The organism is Streptomyces sp. NPDC088387 (assembly GCF_044753385.1).
Taxonomy (GTDB): domain Bacteria; phylum Actinomycetota; class Actinomycetes; order Streptomycetales; family Streptomycetaceae; genus Streptomyces.
In genome coordinates this window covers 312,729-330,548 of record NZ_JBIVNC010000004.1, presented here as the reverse complement: position 1 = coordinate 330,548, position 17,820 = coordinate 312,729, and the positions used below count along the sequence as shown (strand labels likewise).

Here is a 17,820-nt window from a genome sequence, read left to right as displayed (position 1 = left end):
AGTACATAAACACATATTGGGCGACACATCGGAGGTTCGCCTGTTACGACGGGAAAGCGCGTGTCGTTGGGAGCATGGCGGGCGTGATCCCGCTGACCGATCGCCCACCGTCGTTCTCACCGCTGCCCACCCGGCTGCTCGCCCGGCTGCGCGGGCGCTCGCCCGGCCTGGTCGCCAGCTTCCTGAGCGGCGCCGTCGCGGCCGGGTTGGGGCTGGGCTCGTTCGCCGTACTGGTGATGATGCTCTGGATCAGCTCGCCCTACCCCGACAGCGGACCAGGCGGCGCGCTCCATGTCGCCGCCGCGCTCTGGCTGTTGGCACACGGCGCCGAACTGCTCCGCGCCGACACCCTCACCGGCGTCCCCGCCCCCGTCGGCGTCACCCCGCTTCTTCTGCTCGCCCTGCCGCTCTTCCTGCTCCACCGCGCGGGCCGCGACGCCGTCGACCGGGCCGCGGAGTCCAACACCCCGATGTCCGCCCGTACGGCATGGACGGGCGTGGTCCTCGGCTACCTCGCCGTCGGCACGACCGCCGCGCTCTACGCGACCGGCGGCGCCCTGCGCCCCTCGTGGCCGTGGACGGTCGGCTGCGTACCGCTGGTCGCGGTGGTGGCGGCCGGAGCCGGCGTCTGGACGGCGTACGGCCGCCCCCACGAACCAGTCGACAGCGCGCTGGTGCTCCTCCCGCCCGCCCTGCGCCGCCGGCTCCTGCCGGCGGACGCGCAGGACCGCGTCGCCGAGGCGGCCCGCGCCGCGGCCGCCGCCACGGCCGTACTGGTCGGCGGTGGATCACTGCTGGTGGCGGCCTCGTTGATGTGGCACGGGCCGGTCGCGCGGGTGGCCTTCGAGCAGTTGACGGAGGGCTGGTCGGGCCGGTTCGCGGTACTGCTGCTCTGCCTCGCCATGGTCCCCAACGCGGCGGTCTGGGGCGCCGCCTACGCCCTCGGCCCCGGCTTCACCCTCGGCGTCGGCCACGCCGCCGGCCCGCTGGCCTCCGCCCCGGCCCCCCTGCTGCCCCCGTTCCCCCTCCTGGCCGCGGTCCCGCCCACCGGGCCCGGCACGCCTCTGACCTGGGCGGCGGCGGTGATCCCCCTGGCGGCGGGCCTGACGCTGGGCTGGTTCACGGCGGGCTCGGCGGTACGCGGCACACCCCCGGATTCCCGTACGACGGCCAAGCCGGCCCCTACGACGCCGGAACCGTCCCCCTGGCCCGCCGGGCGCACCGTCGGTGTCACCGCGCTGGCCGCCCTTCTCTGCGGTGTCGCCCTCGCCCTGCTCGGCGCGATGTCGGGCGGACCCCTCGGCGTGGCCGCGCTGTCCAGCTTCGGGCCGGTGTGGTGGCAGACGGGCGGGGCGGCGGTCGCCTGGACGGCCGTGACGGCGGTCCCGACGGCGCTGGCGGTACGGGGCTGGCGGCTCCGGGGCGGAAAGCGTGCGGCCGGGGCCGCGGAGACGGCCACCGGGGTGCCGAAGCCCGGCAAGCCCGCCGGTGACGGCGACAAGGCCGCGCTCAAGGCCCGGGACGCCGCGCACACCCCGTACGACGAGCCGTACGACCTTCTTCCGGCCGACCCGCCAGCGGTCCCGGCCGGACCCGCGTCCCTGGAACCCCTGCCGTTGCCCACGTCCTCACCCGCCGCGTACCCCTCGACGCCCGCGCCCGCACCCGTGCCCCCGCCGACCGCCTGGCACGACGAAGCCGCCCGCGAGGCTCGCTGGGCGGCGCTGAAGGAGGCGGCACTGCGGCCGGTGGCGCTGGAGGAACTCGAACGCCGCCGGAGCCGGCCGTCGCCGGACGGGGAGACGGTGACCGCGGAGGCGGAGGCGGAGGCCGAGTCCGAGGCGAAAGCGAAAGCGGAGGCGGAGGCGGACGAGGTGACGGCGGACGAGGTGACGCTCGGGGAGCCGGGCGAACCCCAGGCCGAGCCCCCGGCCGGGGTTCCGGTCGATGTCACGGCCGACGTGCCGGTCGATGACACGGACGCCGCGACCCCCGGCAACACCGGGCCCGACCCCCGGCCCACCGACCCGGGCGAACCCACCGCCCCGTCCGCCGAGCCCGGCAACCCCACCCCGGACCCGGCCCCGAAGGACCCGGCCCCGAAGGACCCGGCCCCGACCGACGCGACCCCGGCCGAAGAGACCGGCCCGACAACCCCGGCCGGCTAACCCTCCGTGCCCAGCACCCCCCGCAGCTGCTCCGGCAGGAGCTGGCTGCATGACTGGCGGGCCTCGTTGGTGAGGGCGTCGCTGGTGCAGGTGTAGTAGTCGCTGTAGACGAGCTGGGCCACGAAGGACGCGGCTACGAGCACGATGGCCAGGGACGCCGTGACCAGGCCGGTGATCGCCGCGGTGGTCGGCGGCTTGGTGGGCGTGGCGGTCTGCGGGGCCGGGTTGTCGGGGTCCGGCGGGCGCGGCGTGGCGCGCAGGGCGCTGATCGCCCAGTACATGGCGAGGGCGCCGAGCAGCAGGGCCACGTAGGGCCAGGCGAACAGGGCGAAGAAGAAGGCCCACATACCGCTCAGCAGCGCGTACCGAGCGCGGCGCTGGCCGGGGTCCGTGGGGTCCCAGCGCAGGCCGGGGCCCGGATTGCCGGGGCCCTCGGGGTGGCCGCCGGGGCCGGGGCGCTCGCCGAAGCCGCCGTCGGAGGAGCGGCCGGGCTGGTGGTCGCTCCACTGGTTGCCCCAGGCCGAGCGGTCACCGCCGCCCTGCGAGCCGCTGCCGTGGGCGCCGCCCTCCTGCGAGCCGTCGCCGGACGCGCCCTCGGGGCGCCGCGGCTGCCAGGGCTGGTCGGGACGGCCCTCGGGCGGCGGCGCGAAGGGGTTGTCCTCCTGGCCGCCCTGGGCCCGGCCACCGGAGTTCTGGCCGCCGGCATTCTGGCCGCCGGCGTTCTGCCCCCCGGCGTTCTGGCCGCCCCCGTCGGGGTTCGAGGAGGCGTCCGGCGGGGAGGTGGGGCGCTCCCGCAGCAGCACACCGCTGCGCTGCCCTCCCAGCGCCGACGGCGGGGTGAGCGTGACGAGTCGCTGGCTGCGGTCCGGCATCAAGTGAGCGTCTTCCCCTTGGTCGTTACGGCTGGCGGATCGGTGGCGGGTGGCCGACGACCACCCGCGGTTTCAGGTCCGTCACCTTCTGAACGCGTCGTGACCGAACCGCGTTCCCGATCCGGCTCTCCCCAGACGCTACCTTCCGGCCACGCACCCGTCCCGTGGGGGCTGCCCGGTGTGCCGGTATCGTTGCTGACGGTCGGCCGCTTCGTAGGCTTCCCCGTATCCGGAGGCACGAAGCATTCGTACGAACGTACATGCGGCGGCGTACCCGGCCGACCGTGGACGACGTACCCCGACGTACCCCCGAGGTACCCCCGAGAAAGGGCCCCACCGTGGCCGCCAAGCCCGTGGCCGAGCGTGCCAAGCGCCTTGTGGTGCTGGTCTCCGGATCCGGCACCAATCTTCAGGCGCTGCTCGACGCCGTCGCCGAGACCGGCGTCGCCGCGTACGGCGCCGAGATCGTGGCCGTCGGCGCCGACCGTGACGGCGTCGAGGGCCTCGCGCGCGCCGAGCGCGCCGGTCTGCCGACCTTCGTGCGGCGCGTCAAGGACTACGGGACGCGCGAGGAGTGGGACGCGGCGCTCGCGGAGGCGGTCGGCGCGTTCGAACCCGACCTCGTGGTCTCCGCCGGCTTTATGAAGATCGTCGGCAAGGAGTTCCTGGCCCGGTTCGGGGGGCGGTGCGTGAACACGCACCCGGCCCTGCTGCCCAGTTTTCCCGGCGCCCACGGCGTCCGTGACGCGCTCGCGTACGGCGCCCGGGTCACCGGCTGCACCGTCCACTTCGTCGACGACGGCGTCGACACCGGGCCGATCATCGCTCAGGGCGTGGTCGAGATCCGGGACGAGGACGACGAGAGTGCGCTGCACGCGCGCATCAAGGAAGTCGAGCGAAGGCTGCTCGTCGATGTCGTGGGGCGGCTCGCCCGCAACGGCTATCGCATTGAGGGACGAAAGGTAGTTATCCAGTGACCGCCGAGAGCAACAAGAGGCCGATCCGCAGGGCGCTGGTCAGCGTCTACGACAAGACCGGCCTCGAAGAGCTGGCACGCGGCCTGCACGAGGCGGGCGTCGAGCTCGTCTCCACCGGCTCCACCGCGGCCCGGATCGCCGGCGCCGGCGTCCCCGTCACCAGGGTCGAGGAGCTGACCGGCTTCCCCGAGTGCCTGGACGGCCGGGTCAAGACCCTGCACCCCAAGGTGCACGCGGGCATCCTCGCCGACCTGCGCCTGGAGAGCCACCGCGAGCAGCTCACCGAGCTGGGCGTCGAGCCCTTCGACCTGGTCGTCGTGAACCTCTACCCCTTCCGCGAGACCGTCGCCTCGGGCGCCTCCCCGGACGAGTGTGTGGAGCAGATCGACATCGGCGGCCCGTCGATGGTCCGCGCGGCGGCGAAGAACCACCCGTCGGTCGCGGTGGTCACCAGCCCCGAGCGGTACGCGGACGTCCTCGCCGCGGTCGGCGACGGCGGCTTCGACCTCACCACCCGCAAGCGGCTCGCCGCGGAGGCCTTCCAGCACACGGCGGCGTACGACGTGGCGGTGGCGAGCTGGTTCGCGAGCGAGTACGCCCCGGTGGACGACTCGCGGTTCCCCGACTTCCTCGGTGCGACCTGGGAGCGCAAGAACACCCTCCGGTACGGCGAGAACCCGCACCAGCCGGCGGCGCTGTACGTCGACCCGGCCGGCGGCGGTCTGGCGCAGGCCGAGCAGCTGCACGGCAAGGAGATGTCGTACAACAACTACACGGACACGGACGCCGCCCGCCGTGCCGCGTACGACCACGACGAGCCCTGTGTCGCGATCATCAAGCACGCCAACCCGTGCGGGATCGCGGTCGGCGCGGATGTCGCCGAGGCGCACCGCAAGGCGCACGCGTGCGACCCGCTGTCGGCGTTCGGCGGTGTGATCGCGGTGAACCGTCCGGTGTCGAGGGAGCTGGCGGAGCAGGTCGCCGAGATCTTCACCGAGGTCATCGTCGCGCCCGACTACGAGGAGGGCGCGCTGGAGGCGCTCGCCAAGAAGAAGAACATCCGGGTGCTGCGGGCGCCCGGTGCCCCCACGGGCGCGGTCGAGATCAAGCCCGTCGACGGCGGCGCGCTCCTCCAGGTCACCGACCGTCTCCAGGCCGACGGCGACGACCCGGCCAACTGGACGCTGGCGACCGGCGAGGCGCTGGGCGAGGACGAGCTGAAGCAGCTCGCGTTCGCGTGGAAGGCCTGCCGGGCCGTCAAGTCCAACGCGATCCTGCTCGCCAAGGACAGTGCCTCGGTGGGCGTGGGTATGGGCCAGGTCAACCGCGTCGACTCCGCGAAGCTGGCCGTCGAGCGGGCGGGCGCCGAGCGCGCGCAGGGTGCCTACGCCGCCTCGGACGCCTTCTTCCCGTTCCCGGACGGCCTGGAGATCCTCACCGGGGCCGGTGTGAAGGCCGTGGTCCAGCCCGGCGGTTCGGTCCGTGACGACCAGGTCGTCGAGGCCGCGAAGAAGGCCGGCGTCACGATGTACTTCACGGGGACGCGGCACTTCTTCCACTGAGCCCCGAGCAGGCAGCCCCGAGCAGAACAGAACGCCCGTCGGCCGATCCGGCCGACGGGCGTTGTGCGGGTCATGGGCGTCCGTGGGTGACGGGTGACGGGCGTCCCGGTCCCGCTACCGGTCCACCTCGTACTGCCCCACCTCCAGGAAGTACCGCACCGCCTCCGGCGATCCGTCGTCCAGGGCGGCACCGGCCGCCGCGCGCAGGGCGTCGCTGATGGTCGGGTCGGCGAGGATCCGGGCGATGGCGACGCGGTCGTCCTCGGCCTGCGCGACGCGGTAGCCGGTCTCCAGGAAGGCGCGCCGGTCCGCCGGGGTGCCCTCGACGGCCTTGACGGCCTCCCGGTACACCGCCTTGCCGGAGTCCTTGTCGGCGAGGATGCGGAAGATCTGGACGCTGTTGTCCTCGTCCTGCGCGACGGCGTACCCGGTGGTGAGGAAGGCGCGCAGGTCGTCGACGGTGCCGTCGAGGGCCTTGTTGGCCTCCCGGACCACACCCCGGTCCCGGACCGGGTCGGCGTCCGCAAGGATGCGCACGACCGCGAACCGGAGCTCCTCCTCCGTCATCTCCTCGACCGGCTTCGGGTCGGTGGCGGCCGACCCGGCCGTGACGGTGGCCGGCGCGGTGCTCGGGGCCGCCGCCAGGGCCGGACCGGCGAACAGCAGAGCCGGTGTCAGGGCCACGACGGCGATCAGGGCACCACGGGTCGTCGATCTCATCTCGGGTCAACCTGCCTTTGCGGGAGACGACTTCAGCAACCCGATCATGATCACACCGGTGCGCGAGGGCGTGCAACGGCGTCGGTCCCGAGGTCCGGCACCCGCGCCGGCCGACCAGGCGCGAGATCCGGCTCACCCCCGATGGAGCCGGAGCCCGCGTACCTGTGCTCAAGCTGTCGCCCTGTGTGCGCGTGCGGTACCTCGGAATTCTGAGGGTCACTTCTTGCCGGGCGGCGTGTACTCCTTGAGGTAGTGCGCGACGCGGTCGGCGTAGTCGTGGTACTTCGGGGGAACACCGGCCGCGTCGTTCACTTTCTCGTACGACGTGCGGTACGCGGCGGCGATCAGTACCCGGCGGTCGCCCTTCAGGTCGGGCTCCAGGCGGGGCGCGATCCAGCACAGGTAGCGGGCCATGGCCGGGATGGACTCGGCGGGCGGGAACGGGGGTTCGGGGACGGTCTCCTCCGGAGTGCCGTCGGCGTTCATCCACCAGCGCAGCACGCTCGGGGTCCAGCGGGCGATGCCGAACTCGTTGGCTTCCGGGTCCGACAGATCGGGGTCGAAGTCGCTCTCGACCTTGAGCATCGCGGCGATCAGGGAGGGAGTGACGTCATCCTGCGAGCAGTCGTGCGCGCTCTCCACGATCAACAGCCGGTACGCGCCGGGCACGTCCTTGTCGGTGCGGATGAAGTCGGCTCCGTACGCCGTGGTGTTCGCGTTGGTGTTGCTGCCGGACCCCGTCCCGGTGCTCCCGATCCCCGGACCGTCGTCCCCCCAGCCGCCGACGCCCGCGCCGATGCCGTAGGAGAGGGCCGCCACGGCGGCCACCGTGCCGGCGGTCAGCGCTTGGAGGCGGCGCGAGCGGCGCAGTCTCCGGGTGAACGGGCGCAGCCGGGGTCTCGGCCCCGAAGCCGTGCCGGCCACCGCCTCCACGCGGGGCAGCAGGTCCTCCAGGGCGATCCGGTCGGCATGGGTGGCGGCCAGGCACCGGCGGACGATGTCCACCCAGGTTTCCGGGAGTTCGGGCGACAGCCGCAGCTCCTCGGTGCCGCGCGCGTAGGCGAGGGCCGCGTCCCGGCGGGCGGTCGGCGTGCCGCCGGTCAGCGGGTAGGAGTCGGTGAGGACCAGGTGCGCGAGGACGCCGAACGCCCAGACGTCCGCCGACGGCCGGATCTGGCGGCCGCGTTCGCCGACCTCGGACCAGAGCAGCTCCGGCGGGGTGTAGTCGGGGGTGGAGAAGGCGGGCGTGTAGGCGTGGGTGCCCTCCAGCTCGGCGGCCATGTTGAAGTCCGCGAGGCGGGCCGAACCGTCCGCCATCAACAGCACATTGGCCGGTTTCAGATCCCCGTGCACCCACTCCGCCCGGTGCAGCTGCACCAGCCCCTCGCAGATCTGCGCGAGCAGCGCGGGCCCCGACGCGGGGCGCGGCGAGTCGGCGAGCAGCCCGGCCAGCGAGCCCTCGGCCTTCTCCAGTACGAGGACGGTGGCGCCGTCGAGGCCGGGGCGCGCGGGGTCGTCGACGGTCAGCGTCTCGAACATACGGATGAGCCGGGGGTGGCTCAGCCGCCGGTGCAGGGCGACCTCGCGCTCCACCAGCTCGCGCAGATGGGCCAGTTGGCGCGGGGTGCTGGTGCCGGTCGGCAGGAACTTCAGGGCGGCGGTGCGCGGCAGTTCGGCGCGGTCGCCGACCCGCCGGGCCTCGTAGACACTGCCGAAGGCGCCCGTGGCGATGGGCGAGCGCACCTCCCAGTCGCCCACCCGGTAGCCGGTGGGCACGGGTACCGCGTAGGGCTCGGTCACTGCTCGTCCCGTGGGGCGGCGGTGCCCGCGAGGACACCGAGGTCGGACTCCCGTACCAGATCGAAGCGGAGGGCCAGGGAGACCAGGGACTCCTTCTTGCCGTTGAGCCGCGGACCGGTGTCCGCGGTCTCCGGGCCCGGCTTCAGCCGCAGTTTCACGGCGAGGTAGTCGATGTTCCACTGCACCGAGGTGCGTGAGGCGGCGGGCCAGACCGGGCGCAGCCGCTCGACGACCTGCTCGGTCGTGGGCAGCGGGGCGTGCGGGGCGCCGCGCAGCCGCGGTTCGCACAGTGCGGCGAGCACCGCGAAGTACCGCTTGTCGCGGTCCACCGAGAAGGCGGGCGCGGTGGTGTCGCCGGGCAGGCCGTCGTCGGTGCGGACGACGTCGTGCCGCGGTGCCCACACCTCCAGCGGCAGCAGATCGCCCGACGCGGGCAGCACGATCCGGGAGAACTCGAACGGGACGGGGGCGTCCAGGCGCCCCGCGGCGACCTTGATGTGCTCGCCCGCGCCCTCCGGGTTCTCCACGACGTAGGTCTGGTTGCGGCTGAGGTTGCTCAGGATCCAGTACGCGCCCTGTGCGGTGATCTCGCCGGCCCGGCGGGAGACACCCTCGTGCGGGATCTCCACATGGTTGCCGGGCGCCCGGCCGAACGTGATGCGCTCGCCCGGTGCGAGCCGGAGCTGGTCACCCTCCGTCTGCCTCCGTGTGGTCGGCGGAGGTACCACGATGATGCTGTACAAATGCGTCTCCCCGTGCCTGACGGCTACCGGGGCCAGCGTAAGGGCGACGCACCAGGGCCGTGTCCCCCCTTGCGCGGGGTGAGACACGGCCCTTGAAGTGTTTGGCGCGAATGTGCCCTTGGTTCGCCCGGCGAACCAGTGGTGGATCTCAGTACCGCGGGCGGTTGAACCAGGCCTTGCCGTTCGCGTTGCTGGAGAAGACCGCGATCAGGATGCCGAGCACCAGGTGGATGATGCCGGCGATGGTGAACGGGTAGACGGCGAGCACCGCGGTCAGGATGCCGAACACCAGGAGCTGCACACGGACGCTGCTGCCGCCGGAGGTGAACTTGGTGGCGAGGTACGCCGCCCACACCAGCCAGGCCAGCGCGAGCACGGTGAAGCCCCACAGCACGCCGGTCGGGTAGTCGGCGACCTGCTCGAAGGCCGGGTCGTCCTTGGCCTGGTCCACGACGATGGCGGAGAAGGCGAAGAGCAGGACACCGATGACCTGGAGACCGACGATCACCCAGAGCAGCACCCGGGCGGTGCTGACCGTGCCGGGCATCTGGGTCGGCGCGGGGGCACCGCCGCCGTACTGGCCGACCGGGGGCGCCTGCGGGTAGCCGTAGGCCTGGTTCGGCGGCTGCTGCTGCGGATAGCCGTAGCCCTGCTGGGGCTGCTGCGGCTGGCCACCCTGGGGCGCGCCGTAGGGGTTGTTCTGGTCGCCGAAACTCATGGCGGTGTTTCCTCCGTTGTTGCGAGTGCGGGGACGACGCGCGGCGCGATGCGGAGGAAAGGTTTCTACAGAAGCGGTTCGTCCCCCCGGTACTGCCCGCGGCACTGTGTTCTCATCGTTCTTCAGCCATCGGCCGATTGTCCAGCCACGGGCGGGATGTGTTGTGCAAGTGCAACATCGCCGATCTTGAGAGGAAATCCGGACGGGAGGAAACCGGATGGGAGGACCGTCACGCACCCGGATTGGAACAGCGGGGCCGTCATCCGGGAGGATGGGTCCATGACCGCCCAGATTCTCGATGGCAAGGCCACCGCAGCCGCGATCAAGTCCGATCTGACCGCCCGCGTGGCGGCGCTGAAGGAGAAGGGCGTCACGCCCGGCCTCGGCACGATCCTGGTCGGGGACGACCCCGGCAGCCAGAAGTACGTCGCGGGCAAGCACCGCGACTGCGCCCAGGTCGGTATCGCCTCCATCCAGCGCGAGCTGCCGGCCACGGCGACCCAGGAGGAGATCGAGGCGGCCGTCCGCGAACTGAACGACGACCCGCAGTGCACGGGTTACATCGTGCAACTCCCGCTCCCCCGGGGCATCGACGAGAACCGCGTCCTGGAACTGATGGACCCGGACAAGGACGCCGACGGCCTGCACCCGATGAACCTCGGCCGTCTGGTGCTCAACGAGCCGGCCCCGCTGCCCTGCACCCCCAACGGCATCCTCACCCTGCTGCGCCAGTACGGGGTGGAGATCAAGGGCGCCGAGGTCGTGGTCGTCGGCCGCGGTGTCACCATCGGCCGCCCGATGCCGCTGCTGCTGACCCGGCGTACCGAGAACGCCACGGTGACGCAGTGCCACACCGGCACCCGGGACCTCGCCTCGCATCTGCGCCGCGCGGACATCATCGTCGCGGCGGCCGGTTCGGCCCATCTGGTCCGGCCCGAGGACGTCAAGCCGGGCGCCGCCGTCCTCGACGTCGGCGTCTCGCGCACCGCCGAGGGCAAGATCGTGGGCGACGTCCACCCGGGCGTCGCCGAGGTGGCCGGCTTCATCTCCCCGAACCCCGGCGGGGTCGGCCCGATGACCCGGGCCCAGCTGCTGGTCAACGTGGTCGAGGCGGCGGAGCGAAGTGTCGGCTGACGGCAGGACGGAAGAGCAGCGGGCCGGCGCGGACGCCGAGGGTGCCGCGGACGCCGAGGGTGCCGACGGTACCGACGGCTCGGTCGACCCCGAGGAGATCGAGGTCACCGACGCGGTCAGCGCGCCCGACGCCGAGGGGCGGCCGCGCCGCGTCACCCGGCGCTTCCCGCTGTTCACCAGGGACACCGCGCGGCCCGAGGGCGGCGGTCGGGCGGCGCCCGGCGACGCACCGGCGCCCGCGCGTCAGTGGCCGATGCTCGCCGTCCTCGGGACGGTCGGCCTCGGGCTGCTGCTGACCGCCCTGGACGTGTTCCGCTGGGGCACCCTGCTGGTCGGCGTCGCGCTGCTGGCCGGCGCGGCCCTGCGGTTCGTGCTGCCCAGCGTCGGCATGCTCGCCGTCCGGTCCCGCTTCACGGACATCGCCACCTACGGTCTGCTGGGCCTGTCGATCGTGCTGCTGTCGCTGATGGTGCAGCCCAACCCGTGGCTGGAGATCCCGTTCCTGAAGGACACCCTGCACTTCACGGTCGAGTAGCGGCCGGCACGACGGCGGCCCGTCCCCTCCCCCGAGGAAGGACGGGCCGCCGTCGCGCTCCACGCTGCCGCAGGGGAACAGCCTGTTCAACGGCTGTCCGGCCGCTGTGGCACGGAAGTGACCATTCCGCTACGGTGTCCGCGCGCTGCCACGACCCGGGGGCGGCGGGTCGACCGGACCGTTACCGGTGCGACACTGGACCGTGGGTCGGCAGGCGTGCGACGGTGCATGCCCGCGAGCCCGTGCTCCCGTGCGCCCCCACCCCGGGAACTGAGATCCTGATGCGGCGCATCCCTGTGGGTAGCCAGTCCAGGGCTCGGCACAGGGCACCACGCGCGGGGGAAACACCAGCACGTACCGGGGGGAAGAGGGGGAAGCAATGCCTCGTTGGAAGGCCTTGCCCGATGAACTCGATCCACAGATCAGGGAGTTCACCAGCCAGCTGCGCCGACTCGTGGACCGCAGCGGACTGAACGTCGCCGCCGTCGCCGACCGCACCGGCTACAGCAAGACGTCCTGGGAGCGTTATCTCAACGGGCGGCTGCTCGCGCCGAAGGGCGCGATCGTGGCCCTGGCCGAGGTCACCGGCACCAATCCGGTCCACCTGACCACCATGTGGGAGCTCGCCGAACGCGCCTGGAGCCGTTCGGAGATGCGCCACGACATGACCATGGAGGCGATCCGGATCTCGCAGGCGCGCGCCGCGCTCAGCGAGTTCGGCACACCGCCCGCGGGCACCAGGAACAAGGGCGCCCGCAAGGGCGGCAGCGCGACCGTGACGCCGGGTGTCGCGGGTCCGGCCGGGGTGGCGCCCTCGGTGCCGCTCCAGCCGACGGCCCCCGAGCGCGAGGGCTCGTCCGGCGCCCCCGCGGACGGCGGCCGGCCCGCCAACTCGTGGGGGATCGCGGGCTACGAGGGTCCGTCGCGGTCGGGTGTACGCCCGTCGGGGACGGACTCGGGGCGGGGTTCCGGACCGGCGTCCAGGCCGGCTCCCGGGTCGCGGGGGGCGGCTCCGGGAGGCCACGGACCGGCTTCGGGTGCCTACGGACCGGCTGCGGGAGGGTCCGGCTCGGACGCCTGGCGGCCGGTCGGCGCACCGGGTCCGGGCGGTACGGGAACGGGTGCCGGTGCCTCCGCACCGTCGGGCACCTTCGGCGAACCGCCGCGCGGCGGCCGGCGCGACTCCGGGTCCGGCGGCGGCAAGCGGCGCGCGACGATGTTCCTCGCGGGTGTCGGCGGCGTCCTCGTGGTGGTCGCCGCCGCGTTCTTCCTGACCCAGGGCGGCGACAAGGACAACGAGAGCACCGACCCGAAGCCCTCGCCCACCGTCACCACCGACCCCGAACTGCCGCCCGGCGTCAAGTGCAGCGGCGACAGCTGCACCGGCAAGGACGCCGAGGCCATGGGGTGCAGCGGTGATCTGGTGACCACCGCCAAGGCCGCCGTTGTCGGCACCACCACGCTGGAGGTCCGCTACAGCGAGACCTGCAAGGCGGCGTGGGGGCGGATCACGCTCGCGGCACAGGGCGACACGGTCGACGTCAGCGCGGGCACCGAGGACAAGCAGAACGGTTCCATCACCGAGGCCGGCGACACCATCGCGTACACGCCGATGGTCGCCGTGAAGAACGCCCAGGAGGCGACGGCGTGCGCGACGCTGGCGTCCGGGCAGCAGGGCTGCACCACCGAGTAGTGCGGGGGGCAGGGGCCCTGGAGTGAGCGGGTCGGGCGGTTGCGGGAAATCATGCGGACGAGAGGAATGCCGGTCGCGATCCGGGGCAGGCGGACGGTACCCCCACGGGACTCCGGTAACGGAACCCCCACCGGGCGGCCGACCCGTCTCCCCCCTCTCCCGGACGGGCGGCCGCCCTTTTCTCCGCGCGGGCTCGCTGCGTGGGCTCGCTGCGCGGGCGGGCGGTGGATTCCGGTGCGGGTGGACTTTGGATTCCGGTGGGCGTGGCCCGTGGGTTTTCACGCCGGGGCAATCTGTGGGAACGACCACAGGACCCCGGCCGACCGGGATGCCGGATGCGCGATAGCCTGACCGCTGGATCTCTCTTGACGCCAAGAGATCGATCGTCCGCCCGGGGCAGCGACGCCCCACCGCCAGCTGTCCTACGGAGAACGCCATGACCCGCACTCCCGTGAACGTCACCGTCACCGGCGCGGCCGGCCAGATCGGTTACGCCCTGCTCTTCCGCATCGCCTCCGGCCAGCTGCTCGGCGCGGACGTGCCGGTCAAGCTGCGCCTGCTGGAGATCACCCCGGCGCTCAAGGCCGCCGAGGGCACGGCCATGGAGCTGGACGACTGCGCGTTCCCGCTGTTGCAGGGCATCGACATCACGGACGACCCGAACGTCGCCTTCGACGGCACGAACGTCGGTCTCCTCGTCGGCGCCCGCCCCCGTACCAAGGGCATGGAGCGCGGTGACCTCCTGGAGGCCAACGGCGGCATCTTCAAGCCGCAGGGCAAGGCCATCAACGACAACGCCGCGGACGACGTCCGGGTCCTGGTCGTCGGCAACCCGGCCAACACCAACGCGCTGATCGCCCAGGCCGCCGCCCCGGACGTACCGGCCGAGCGCTTCACCGCGATGACCCGCCTCGACCACAACCGCGCGCTGACGCAGCTCGCGAAGAAGACGGGTTCGACCGTCGCCGACATCAAGCGGCTGACGATCTGGGGCAACCACTCCGCGACCCAGTACCCCGACATCTTCCACGCCACGGTCGGCGGCAAGAACGCGGCCGAGGTCGTCAACGACGAGAAGTGGCTGGCGGAGGAGTTCATCCCGACCGTCGCCAAGCGCGGTGCCGCCATCATCGAGGCCCGGGGCGCGTCCTCGGCCGCGTCGGCCGCCAACGCCGCGATCGACCATGTTCACACGTGGGTCAACGGCACGGCCGACGGTGACTGGGTCTCCATGGGTATTCCGTCGGACGGGTCCTACGGGGTGCCGGAGGGGCTGATCTCGTCGTTCCCCGTGACGGTGTCGGGCGGCAAGTACGAGATTGTTCAGGGGCTGGAGATCAATGAGTTCTCGCGGGCTCGGATCGATGCGTCGGTGAAGGAGCTGGAGGAGGAGCGCGAGGCTGTGCGTGGCCTCGGGCTTATCTAGTACCGGGTTTCACCCACGCCCCTCGGGTCGCCGCCATGGCCCGGGGGGCGTGGTGTTTTGGTGCGAGTGCGAGTGCGAGTGCGAGTGCGAGTGCGAGTGCGGGCGCGGGTGCGTTGGGGCTGGTCGCGCAGTTCCCCGCGCCCCTAGGTGGGTTCCCGTGAGCGCCCCTGCGCGGGTTCCCGTAGGTGTTTTTCGAACCAGTGGCCCGCATATACGTGTTCGCTGTACGCGGGGATTTCCCGGTAGCCGGCGGATCTGTACATTTCCTGGGCCTCCGTCAGGACTTCGTGGGTGTCCAGGCGGACCGTGGTCCAGCCGCGGCGGAGGGACTCCGATTCCAGGGTGGTGAGGAGGCGGCGGGCCAGGCCCAGGCGGCGGGCGTTGCCGTGGACCCAGACGTGCTTGATCTCGGCGATGCCGGGGGCCAGGCGGCGTAGGCCGCCGCAGCCGACGAGGTGGGTCTCCTCGTGGGCCACGAGGAACGTGCCCGCGTCGCCGGAGACCTCCTCGGGGCGGACCAGGTCGGCCGGGTCGAAGCCCTCCGGGAAGCGGGCGTCGAGGTCGGCGGCGTAGGCGGCCAGGCCGGCCCTGGCGTCCGGGGAGGCGCCATCGACCGGGGTGACGGTGATGGCGGCCAGCCGCAGCAGGCGCCGGGTGGTCTCCATGGACTCGGTGAGCCGGATGCGCTGGGCCGCGCTGAGACCGCCGAGCACGGTGGTGACCAGCGCGTCGGCCCGCCGGTTCTGCTCCTTGACCTCGACGTGTCCGGCCGCCGTCAGCTCGATCATGCGCAGCCGGCTGTCGTCGGGGTGCACGCTCAGCCTGACCACGCCCTGCGTCTGGAGCGCCTTGGCCAGCCGGCTCAGATACCCGGCGTCCAGGCCCAGCCGGGCGCGCAGCTCCCGCAGGGAGACCCCGTCGCCGATCTCGAACAGCAGCCGGGCCTCGCCGAGCGGGCGGTCCTGGCCCAGGTAGTGGTCGTCGAGGGCGCCGATACGGCGGGTGAAGTAGCGGTTGAACCGGCGGAACGTCACCACGTCCGCCTGCGACACCGGCTCTGACTCTCGCTCCATAGTTCTTTGACTTTAGTCAAAGGAATGTGGGGTGTCCACGGTGAGGCGCGGGTAAGTGCGCCGGTGCTCCTCATGCGCGCCCTCGCGCGCGCCGGGGCGTGAGGTGTTCCGTACACCTGTCCAATGCGCGCTCGACGGGGTGCGAGATGTGCGTCTGGCATACGCCGTGCGGGCGACCGGCCTATGCTGATGCACCCTCAGCTCCCCTTTACATGGGGACAATTCACACCTCGGGGGAGACGTGTGAGTACCGCGTACGTACCTTCGCAACCGCAACCCGCGGCGGCGGGACAACCGCCCGCGCCGCCCACTCCGCCGCACGCGAGCGAGGCCACCCGGCTGCTCTGCGGCGGCACCTATCTGGACCCCGCCTACCGGGACCGGGTCATCGAGGAACTGCATCTCAACGAGCAGCGCATCGCGCCGCCCTCGCTCGGCTACGACGCCGCCCGCGTCCTCGCCCACGCCCTGCGCGCCCGCCGCCTGGAGTTGGCCTGGGCCGGGGCCATCGTCGGCCTGTGGGTGGTCGGCCTGCTGGTGACGGACAGGCTGCTCGCCGGATATCTGCTGCCCGGGCTGCTGCTCGCGATGGGCGCCTCGGTGCGCGGCGACGCCGAACACCCGCCGTTCGCACGCCGGTTCGCGGCCCTTCTGATGCGCTGGTTCGGCCGGCTGGTGTTCGCCGTGTTCCTGGTCGCCACGTTCGTGATCGCGTTCGGCGGAGGAGCCGACGACACCACCCCGTCCGACCCGTACGCCAGTGATCCCTACGCCTCCTCCTCCGGTTCGGAGAGCTTCTGGGACGTCCTGGGCGGGCTGCTGCCGGCCCTGTCCCAGATGGCCGGCGGGGACGGCGAGATCAATCCGCTCCAGGCGTGGCTCGCGCTGGTGCTGTTCGTCGCCGTCGCGCTGTGCACCGGCGCCCAGCGCAGCCAGTTCGCCCGCGCGCTGGGCGCCGAGCTGGCCCCGGACCGGTTCGCGGACGCAGTCTCCGACCCGGCGGAGAGCGCCGAGGGGCGCCGGTTCCAGCGGCTGAAGGACCGGATCCGGCTGGAACAGCACAAGCCGCTGATCATGTACAACGAGGCCCATCCGTTCTGCGGGGCGGGCGCCGCGTACGACACCTGGGTGCTCGCCGTCGAACTGCGCTCCGACGACAGCAGGAAGGCCAGGCCGCTCAGCAACCGGACCGTCCTCGACACCGTCCGGCCGCTGCTCGAAGGGCTGCGGCTGCCGGCCGAGTACGCGGGTGACGCCGTGCGCGACCGGCTGCGCTGGCTGGAGATCGACGAGTGTGTGTTCCTGCCCGCCGAGGGGCTCGCCCGGCGCGAGGACGCCCCGTTCGGCCAGGAGGACTTCGACCGGCACCGGGAGCGCGCGGTGGAGGAGGGCGCGGAGAAGCGCCGGCACTTCCTGCGGGTCCGGGTCGGCGGCTGGGAGGAGGAGCTGGTCGTCACCGTCTTCGTCCGCGTCCACACCCAGGGCCGGATGCTGATGCTGGAGATCGCCCCGCACGTCCTCCAGCCGATCCGCGCCGACTTCAAGGACGGCGACCGTACGGCCCACCGCTTCCGCAACAACAGCCCGTTCGGCAAGGCCACCTGGGCCGTCGGTCAGGTGCCGCGCTCGGCGTTCCGCTCGGTGGTGACGCTGTTCCAGGGCGCGGCGCACGGGTGGCAGCTGCTCACCGGGGGACACGCGGGCGCGCTGCCCGAGGGCCCCGCGGTGTCGGTGCGCGAACTGGGCGCGGCGGCCGGCGGATCGCTCTTCCAGCAGATGGACGTGGACCGCTACCTCAAGAGCGTCCAGGACCGGATCGCCCACGGTGTGCGGGCCGCGCTCGCCGCACACGGCTATCAGACCGGCGAGTTCGTGCAGAAGGTCGTCAACATCAGCAACGGCGGAGTGCACATCGAGTCCGTCGAGGACAGCACGTTCGCGGTGGGCAGCCACGCCCGCGCGAGTTCCGGGCCCGGTTCGACCACCGTCGACGCCCGTACACCCCACGCCAGGAGAGGAACCGAAGGCCATGACGACTGAGGACGAGCCGCACGTCCGGATCGGTGACGTGTCCGGCAGCACCTTCGCCATCGGCAGCCGCGCGCACGCCGAGAGCCACCACGGCACCGGCCCGCGCACCGACCAGGCCAACGCCGAACTGCTGGCGGCCGTAAGGGAGTTGCGGGCCGACCTGACCCGTGTGCGGGCCGGGGAGCGGACCGCCGAGCTCGACGCCGAACTCGCCGGTGCCGAGGACGAGATCGCCCGGACCGGCGCCGTCGGCCCGACCCGCCTCCAGCGGCTGCGGCAGCTGCTGACCGACTCCGAGGCGCTGGTCGGCCTGCTGGCCTCGGCGGCAGCGGTGGCCACGGCCGTCGCGGGACTGCTGTGAGGGAGAG

At 72.7% G+C, this 17,820-nt stretch carries 15 protein-coding genes; 9 read left to right on the top strand and 6 right to left on the bottom strand.

The window, feature by feature from the left end:
* Window positions 1-74 precede the first annotated feature (74 nt).
* Window positions 75-2,168: a DUF6350 family protein gene (locus ACIQAC_RS12950; RefSeq protein ID WP_402189905.1), complete on the top strand. Its 2,094-nt coding sequence runs from the start codon at window positions 75-77 to the stop codon at window positions 2,166-2,168.
* On the opposite strand, the gene ACIQAC_RS12945 is transcribed toward ACIQAC_RS12950, so the two are convergent.
* Window positions 2,165-3,040, bottom strand: coding sequence for a hypothetical protein (locus tag ACIQAC_RS12945; protein WP_402189903.1), 876 nt, complete (start codon window positions 3,038-3,040; stop codon window positions 2,165-2,167). The genes ACIQAC_RS12950 and ACIQAC_RS12945 overlap by 4 nt on opposite strands.
* A 338-nt stretch (window positions 3,041-3,378) precedes the next feature.
* Here ACIQAC_RS12945 and purN point away from each other — a divergent pair, with 338 nt between their 5' ends.
* A complete protein-coding gene (purN, locus tag ACIQAC_RS12940) occupies window positions 3,379-4,017 on the top strand; it encodes a phosphoribosylglycinamide formyltransferase (protein WP_402189900.1) in 639 nt (212 codons plus the stop codon).
* Window positions 4,014-5,579, top strand: coding sequence for a bifunctional phosphoribosylaminoimidazolecarboxamide formyltransferase/IMP cyclohydrolase (purH, locus tag ACIQAC_RS12935; protein ID WP_402189898.1), 1,566 nt, complete (start codon window positions 4,014-4,016; stop codon window positions 5,577-5,579). The genes purN and purH overlap by 4 nt, the downstream gene beginning before the upstream one ends.
* Before the next feature lie 114 nt (window positions 5,580-5,693).
* Here the strand turns inward: purH and ACIQAC_RS12930 are convergent, their stop codons facing one another.
* The 4 genes from ACIQAC_RS12930 to ACIQAC_RS12915 all read right to left on the bottom strand — a co-directional run bounded on the left by ACIQAC_RS12930 (window position 5,694) and on the right by ACIQAC_RS12915 (window position 9,560).
* Complete coding sequence (locus ACIQAC_RS12930; protein WP_402189895.1) at window positions 5,694-6,299, bottom strand: ALF repeat-containing protein; 606 nt, start codon at window positions 6,297-6,299, stop codon at window positions 5,694-5,696.
* Between the two features lie 216 nt (window positions 6,300-6,515).
* Window positions 6,516-8,099: a serine/threonine protein kinase gene (locus tag ACIQAC_RS12925; RefSeq protein ID WP_402189892.1), complete on the bottom strand. Its 1,584-nt coding sequence runs from the start codon at window positions 8,097-8,099 to the stop codon at window positions 6,516-6,518.
* Entirely contained in the window at window positions 8,096-8,842 is a 747-nt protein-coding gene (locus ACIQAC_RS12920; RefSeq protein WP_402189890.1) for an FHA domain-containing protein, read from the bottom strand. The genes ACIQAC_RS12925 and ACIQAC_RS12920 overlap by 4 nt, the downstream gene beginning before the upstream one ends.
* A gap of 148 nt (window positions 8,843-8,990) precedes the next feature.
* Entirely contained in the window at window positions 8,991-9,560 is a 570-nt protein-coding gene (locus ACIQAC_RS12915; RefSeq protein WP_402189887.1) for a hypothetical protein, read from the bottom strand.
* 279 nt (window positions 9,561-9,839) lie between these two features.
* Between ACIQAC_RS12915 and ACIQAC_RS12910 the strand changes: the two genes are divergently transcribed.
* The 4 genes from ACIQAC_RS12910 (at window position 9,840) to ACIQAC_RS12895 (ending at window position 14,348) form a co-directional block, all read left to right on the top strand.
* The gene (locus ACIQAC_RS12910; RefSeq protein WP_402189885.1) at window positions 9,840-10,694 is read left to right on the top strand and encodes a bifunctional methylenetetrahydrofolate dehydrogenase/methenyltetrahydrofolate cyclohydrolase; all 855 of its coding nucleotides are present in this window, start codon (window positions 9,840-9,842) and stop codon (window positions 10,692-10,694) included.
* Window positions 10,695-10,791: 97 nt separating this feature from the next.
* On the top strand, window positions 10,792-11,229 hold the full coding sequence (locus ACIQAC_RS12905) for a DUF3017 domain-containing protein (protein ID WP_402190698.1): 438 nt from the start codon (window positions 10,792-10,794) through the stop codon (window positions 11,227-11,229).
* 379 nt (window positions 11,230-11,608) lie between these two features.
* Entirely contained in the window at window positions 11,609-12,922 is a 1,314-nt protein-coding gene (locus ACIQAC_RS12900; protein WP_402189882.1) for a DUF2690 domain-containing protein, read from the top strand.
* Window positions 12,923-13,358: 436 nt separating this feature from the next.
* Window positions 13,359-14,348, top strand: coding sequence for a malate dehydrogenase (locus tag ACIQAC_RS12895; RefSeq protein ID WP_402189879.1), 990 nt, complete (start codon window positions 13,359-13,361; stop codon window positions 14,346-14,348).
* A gap of 143 nt (window positions 14,349-14,491) precedes the next feature.
* Here the strand turns inward: ACIQAC_RS12895 and ACIQAC_RS12890 are convergent, their stop codons facing one another.
* Complete coding sequence (locus ACIQAC_RS12890; protein WP_402189877.1) at window positions 14,492-15,421, bottom strand: GNAT family N-acetyltransferase; 930 nt, start codon at window positions 15,419-15,421, stop codon at window positions 14,492-14,494.
* 243 nt (window positions 15,422-15,664) lie between these two features.
* Between ACIQAC_RS12890 and ACIQAC_RS12885 the strand changes: the two genes are divergently transcribed.
* A complete protein-coding gene (locus ACIQAC_RS12885) occupies window positions 15,665-17,461 on the top strand; it encodes a hypothetical protein (protein WP_402189875.1) in 1,797 nt (598 codons plus the stop codon).
* Window positions 17,451-17,813: a hypothetical protein gene (locus ACIQAC_RS12880; RefSeq protein ID WP_402189874.1), complete on the top strand. Its 363-nt coding sequence runs from the start codon at window positions 17,451-17,453 to the stop codon at window positions 17,811-17,813. Before ACIQAC_RS12885 ends, ACIQAC_RS12880 begins: the two co-directional genes overlap by 11 nt.
* Window positions 17,814-17,820: the final 7 nt, after the last annotated feature.

Excerpts from the sequence above, each read along its gene's own strand:
- ACIQAC_RS12900 (WP_402189882.1), top strand. The coding sequence starts at position 11,609 with ATGCCTCGTTGGAAGGCCTTGCCCGATGAACTCGATCCACAGATCAGG.
- ACIQAC_RS12910 (WP_402189885.1), top strand. The coding sequence starts at position 9,840 with ATGACCGCCCAGATTCTCGATGGCAAGGCCACCGCAGCCGCGATCAAG.
- ACIQAC_RS12880 (WP_402189874.1), top strand. The coding sequence starts at position 17,451 with ATGACGACTGAGGACGAGCCGCACGTCCGGATCGGTGACGTGTCCGGC.
- ACIQAC_RS12945 (WP_402189903.1), bottom strand. The coding sequence starts at position 3,040 with ATGCCGGACCGCAGCCAGCGACTCGTCACGCTCACCCCGCCGTCGGCG.
- ACIQAC_RS12890 (WP_402189877.1), bottom strand. The coding sequence starts at position 15,421 with ATGGAGCGAGAGTCAGAGCCGGTGTCGCAGGCGGACGTGGTGACGTTC.
- ACIQAC_RS12930 (WP_402189895.1), bottom strand. The coding sequence starts at position 6,299 with ATGAGATCGACGACCCGTGGTGCCCTGATCGCCGTCGTGGCCCTGACA.
- ACIQAC_RS12895 (WP_402189879.1), top strand. The coding sequence starts at position 13,359 with ATGACCCGCACTCCCGTGAACGTCACCGTCACCGGCGCGGCCGGCCAG.
- ACIQAC_RS12915 (WP_402189887.1), bottom strand. The coding sequence starts at position 9,560 with ATGAGTTTCGGCGACCAGAACAACCCCTACGGCGCGCCCCAGGGTGGC.
- ACIQAC_RS12950 (WP_402189905.1), top strand. The coding sequence starts at position 75 with ATGGCGGGCGTGATCCCGCTGACCGATCGCCCACCGTCGTTCTCACCG.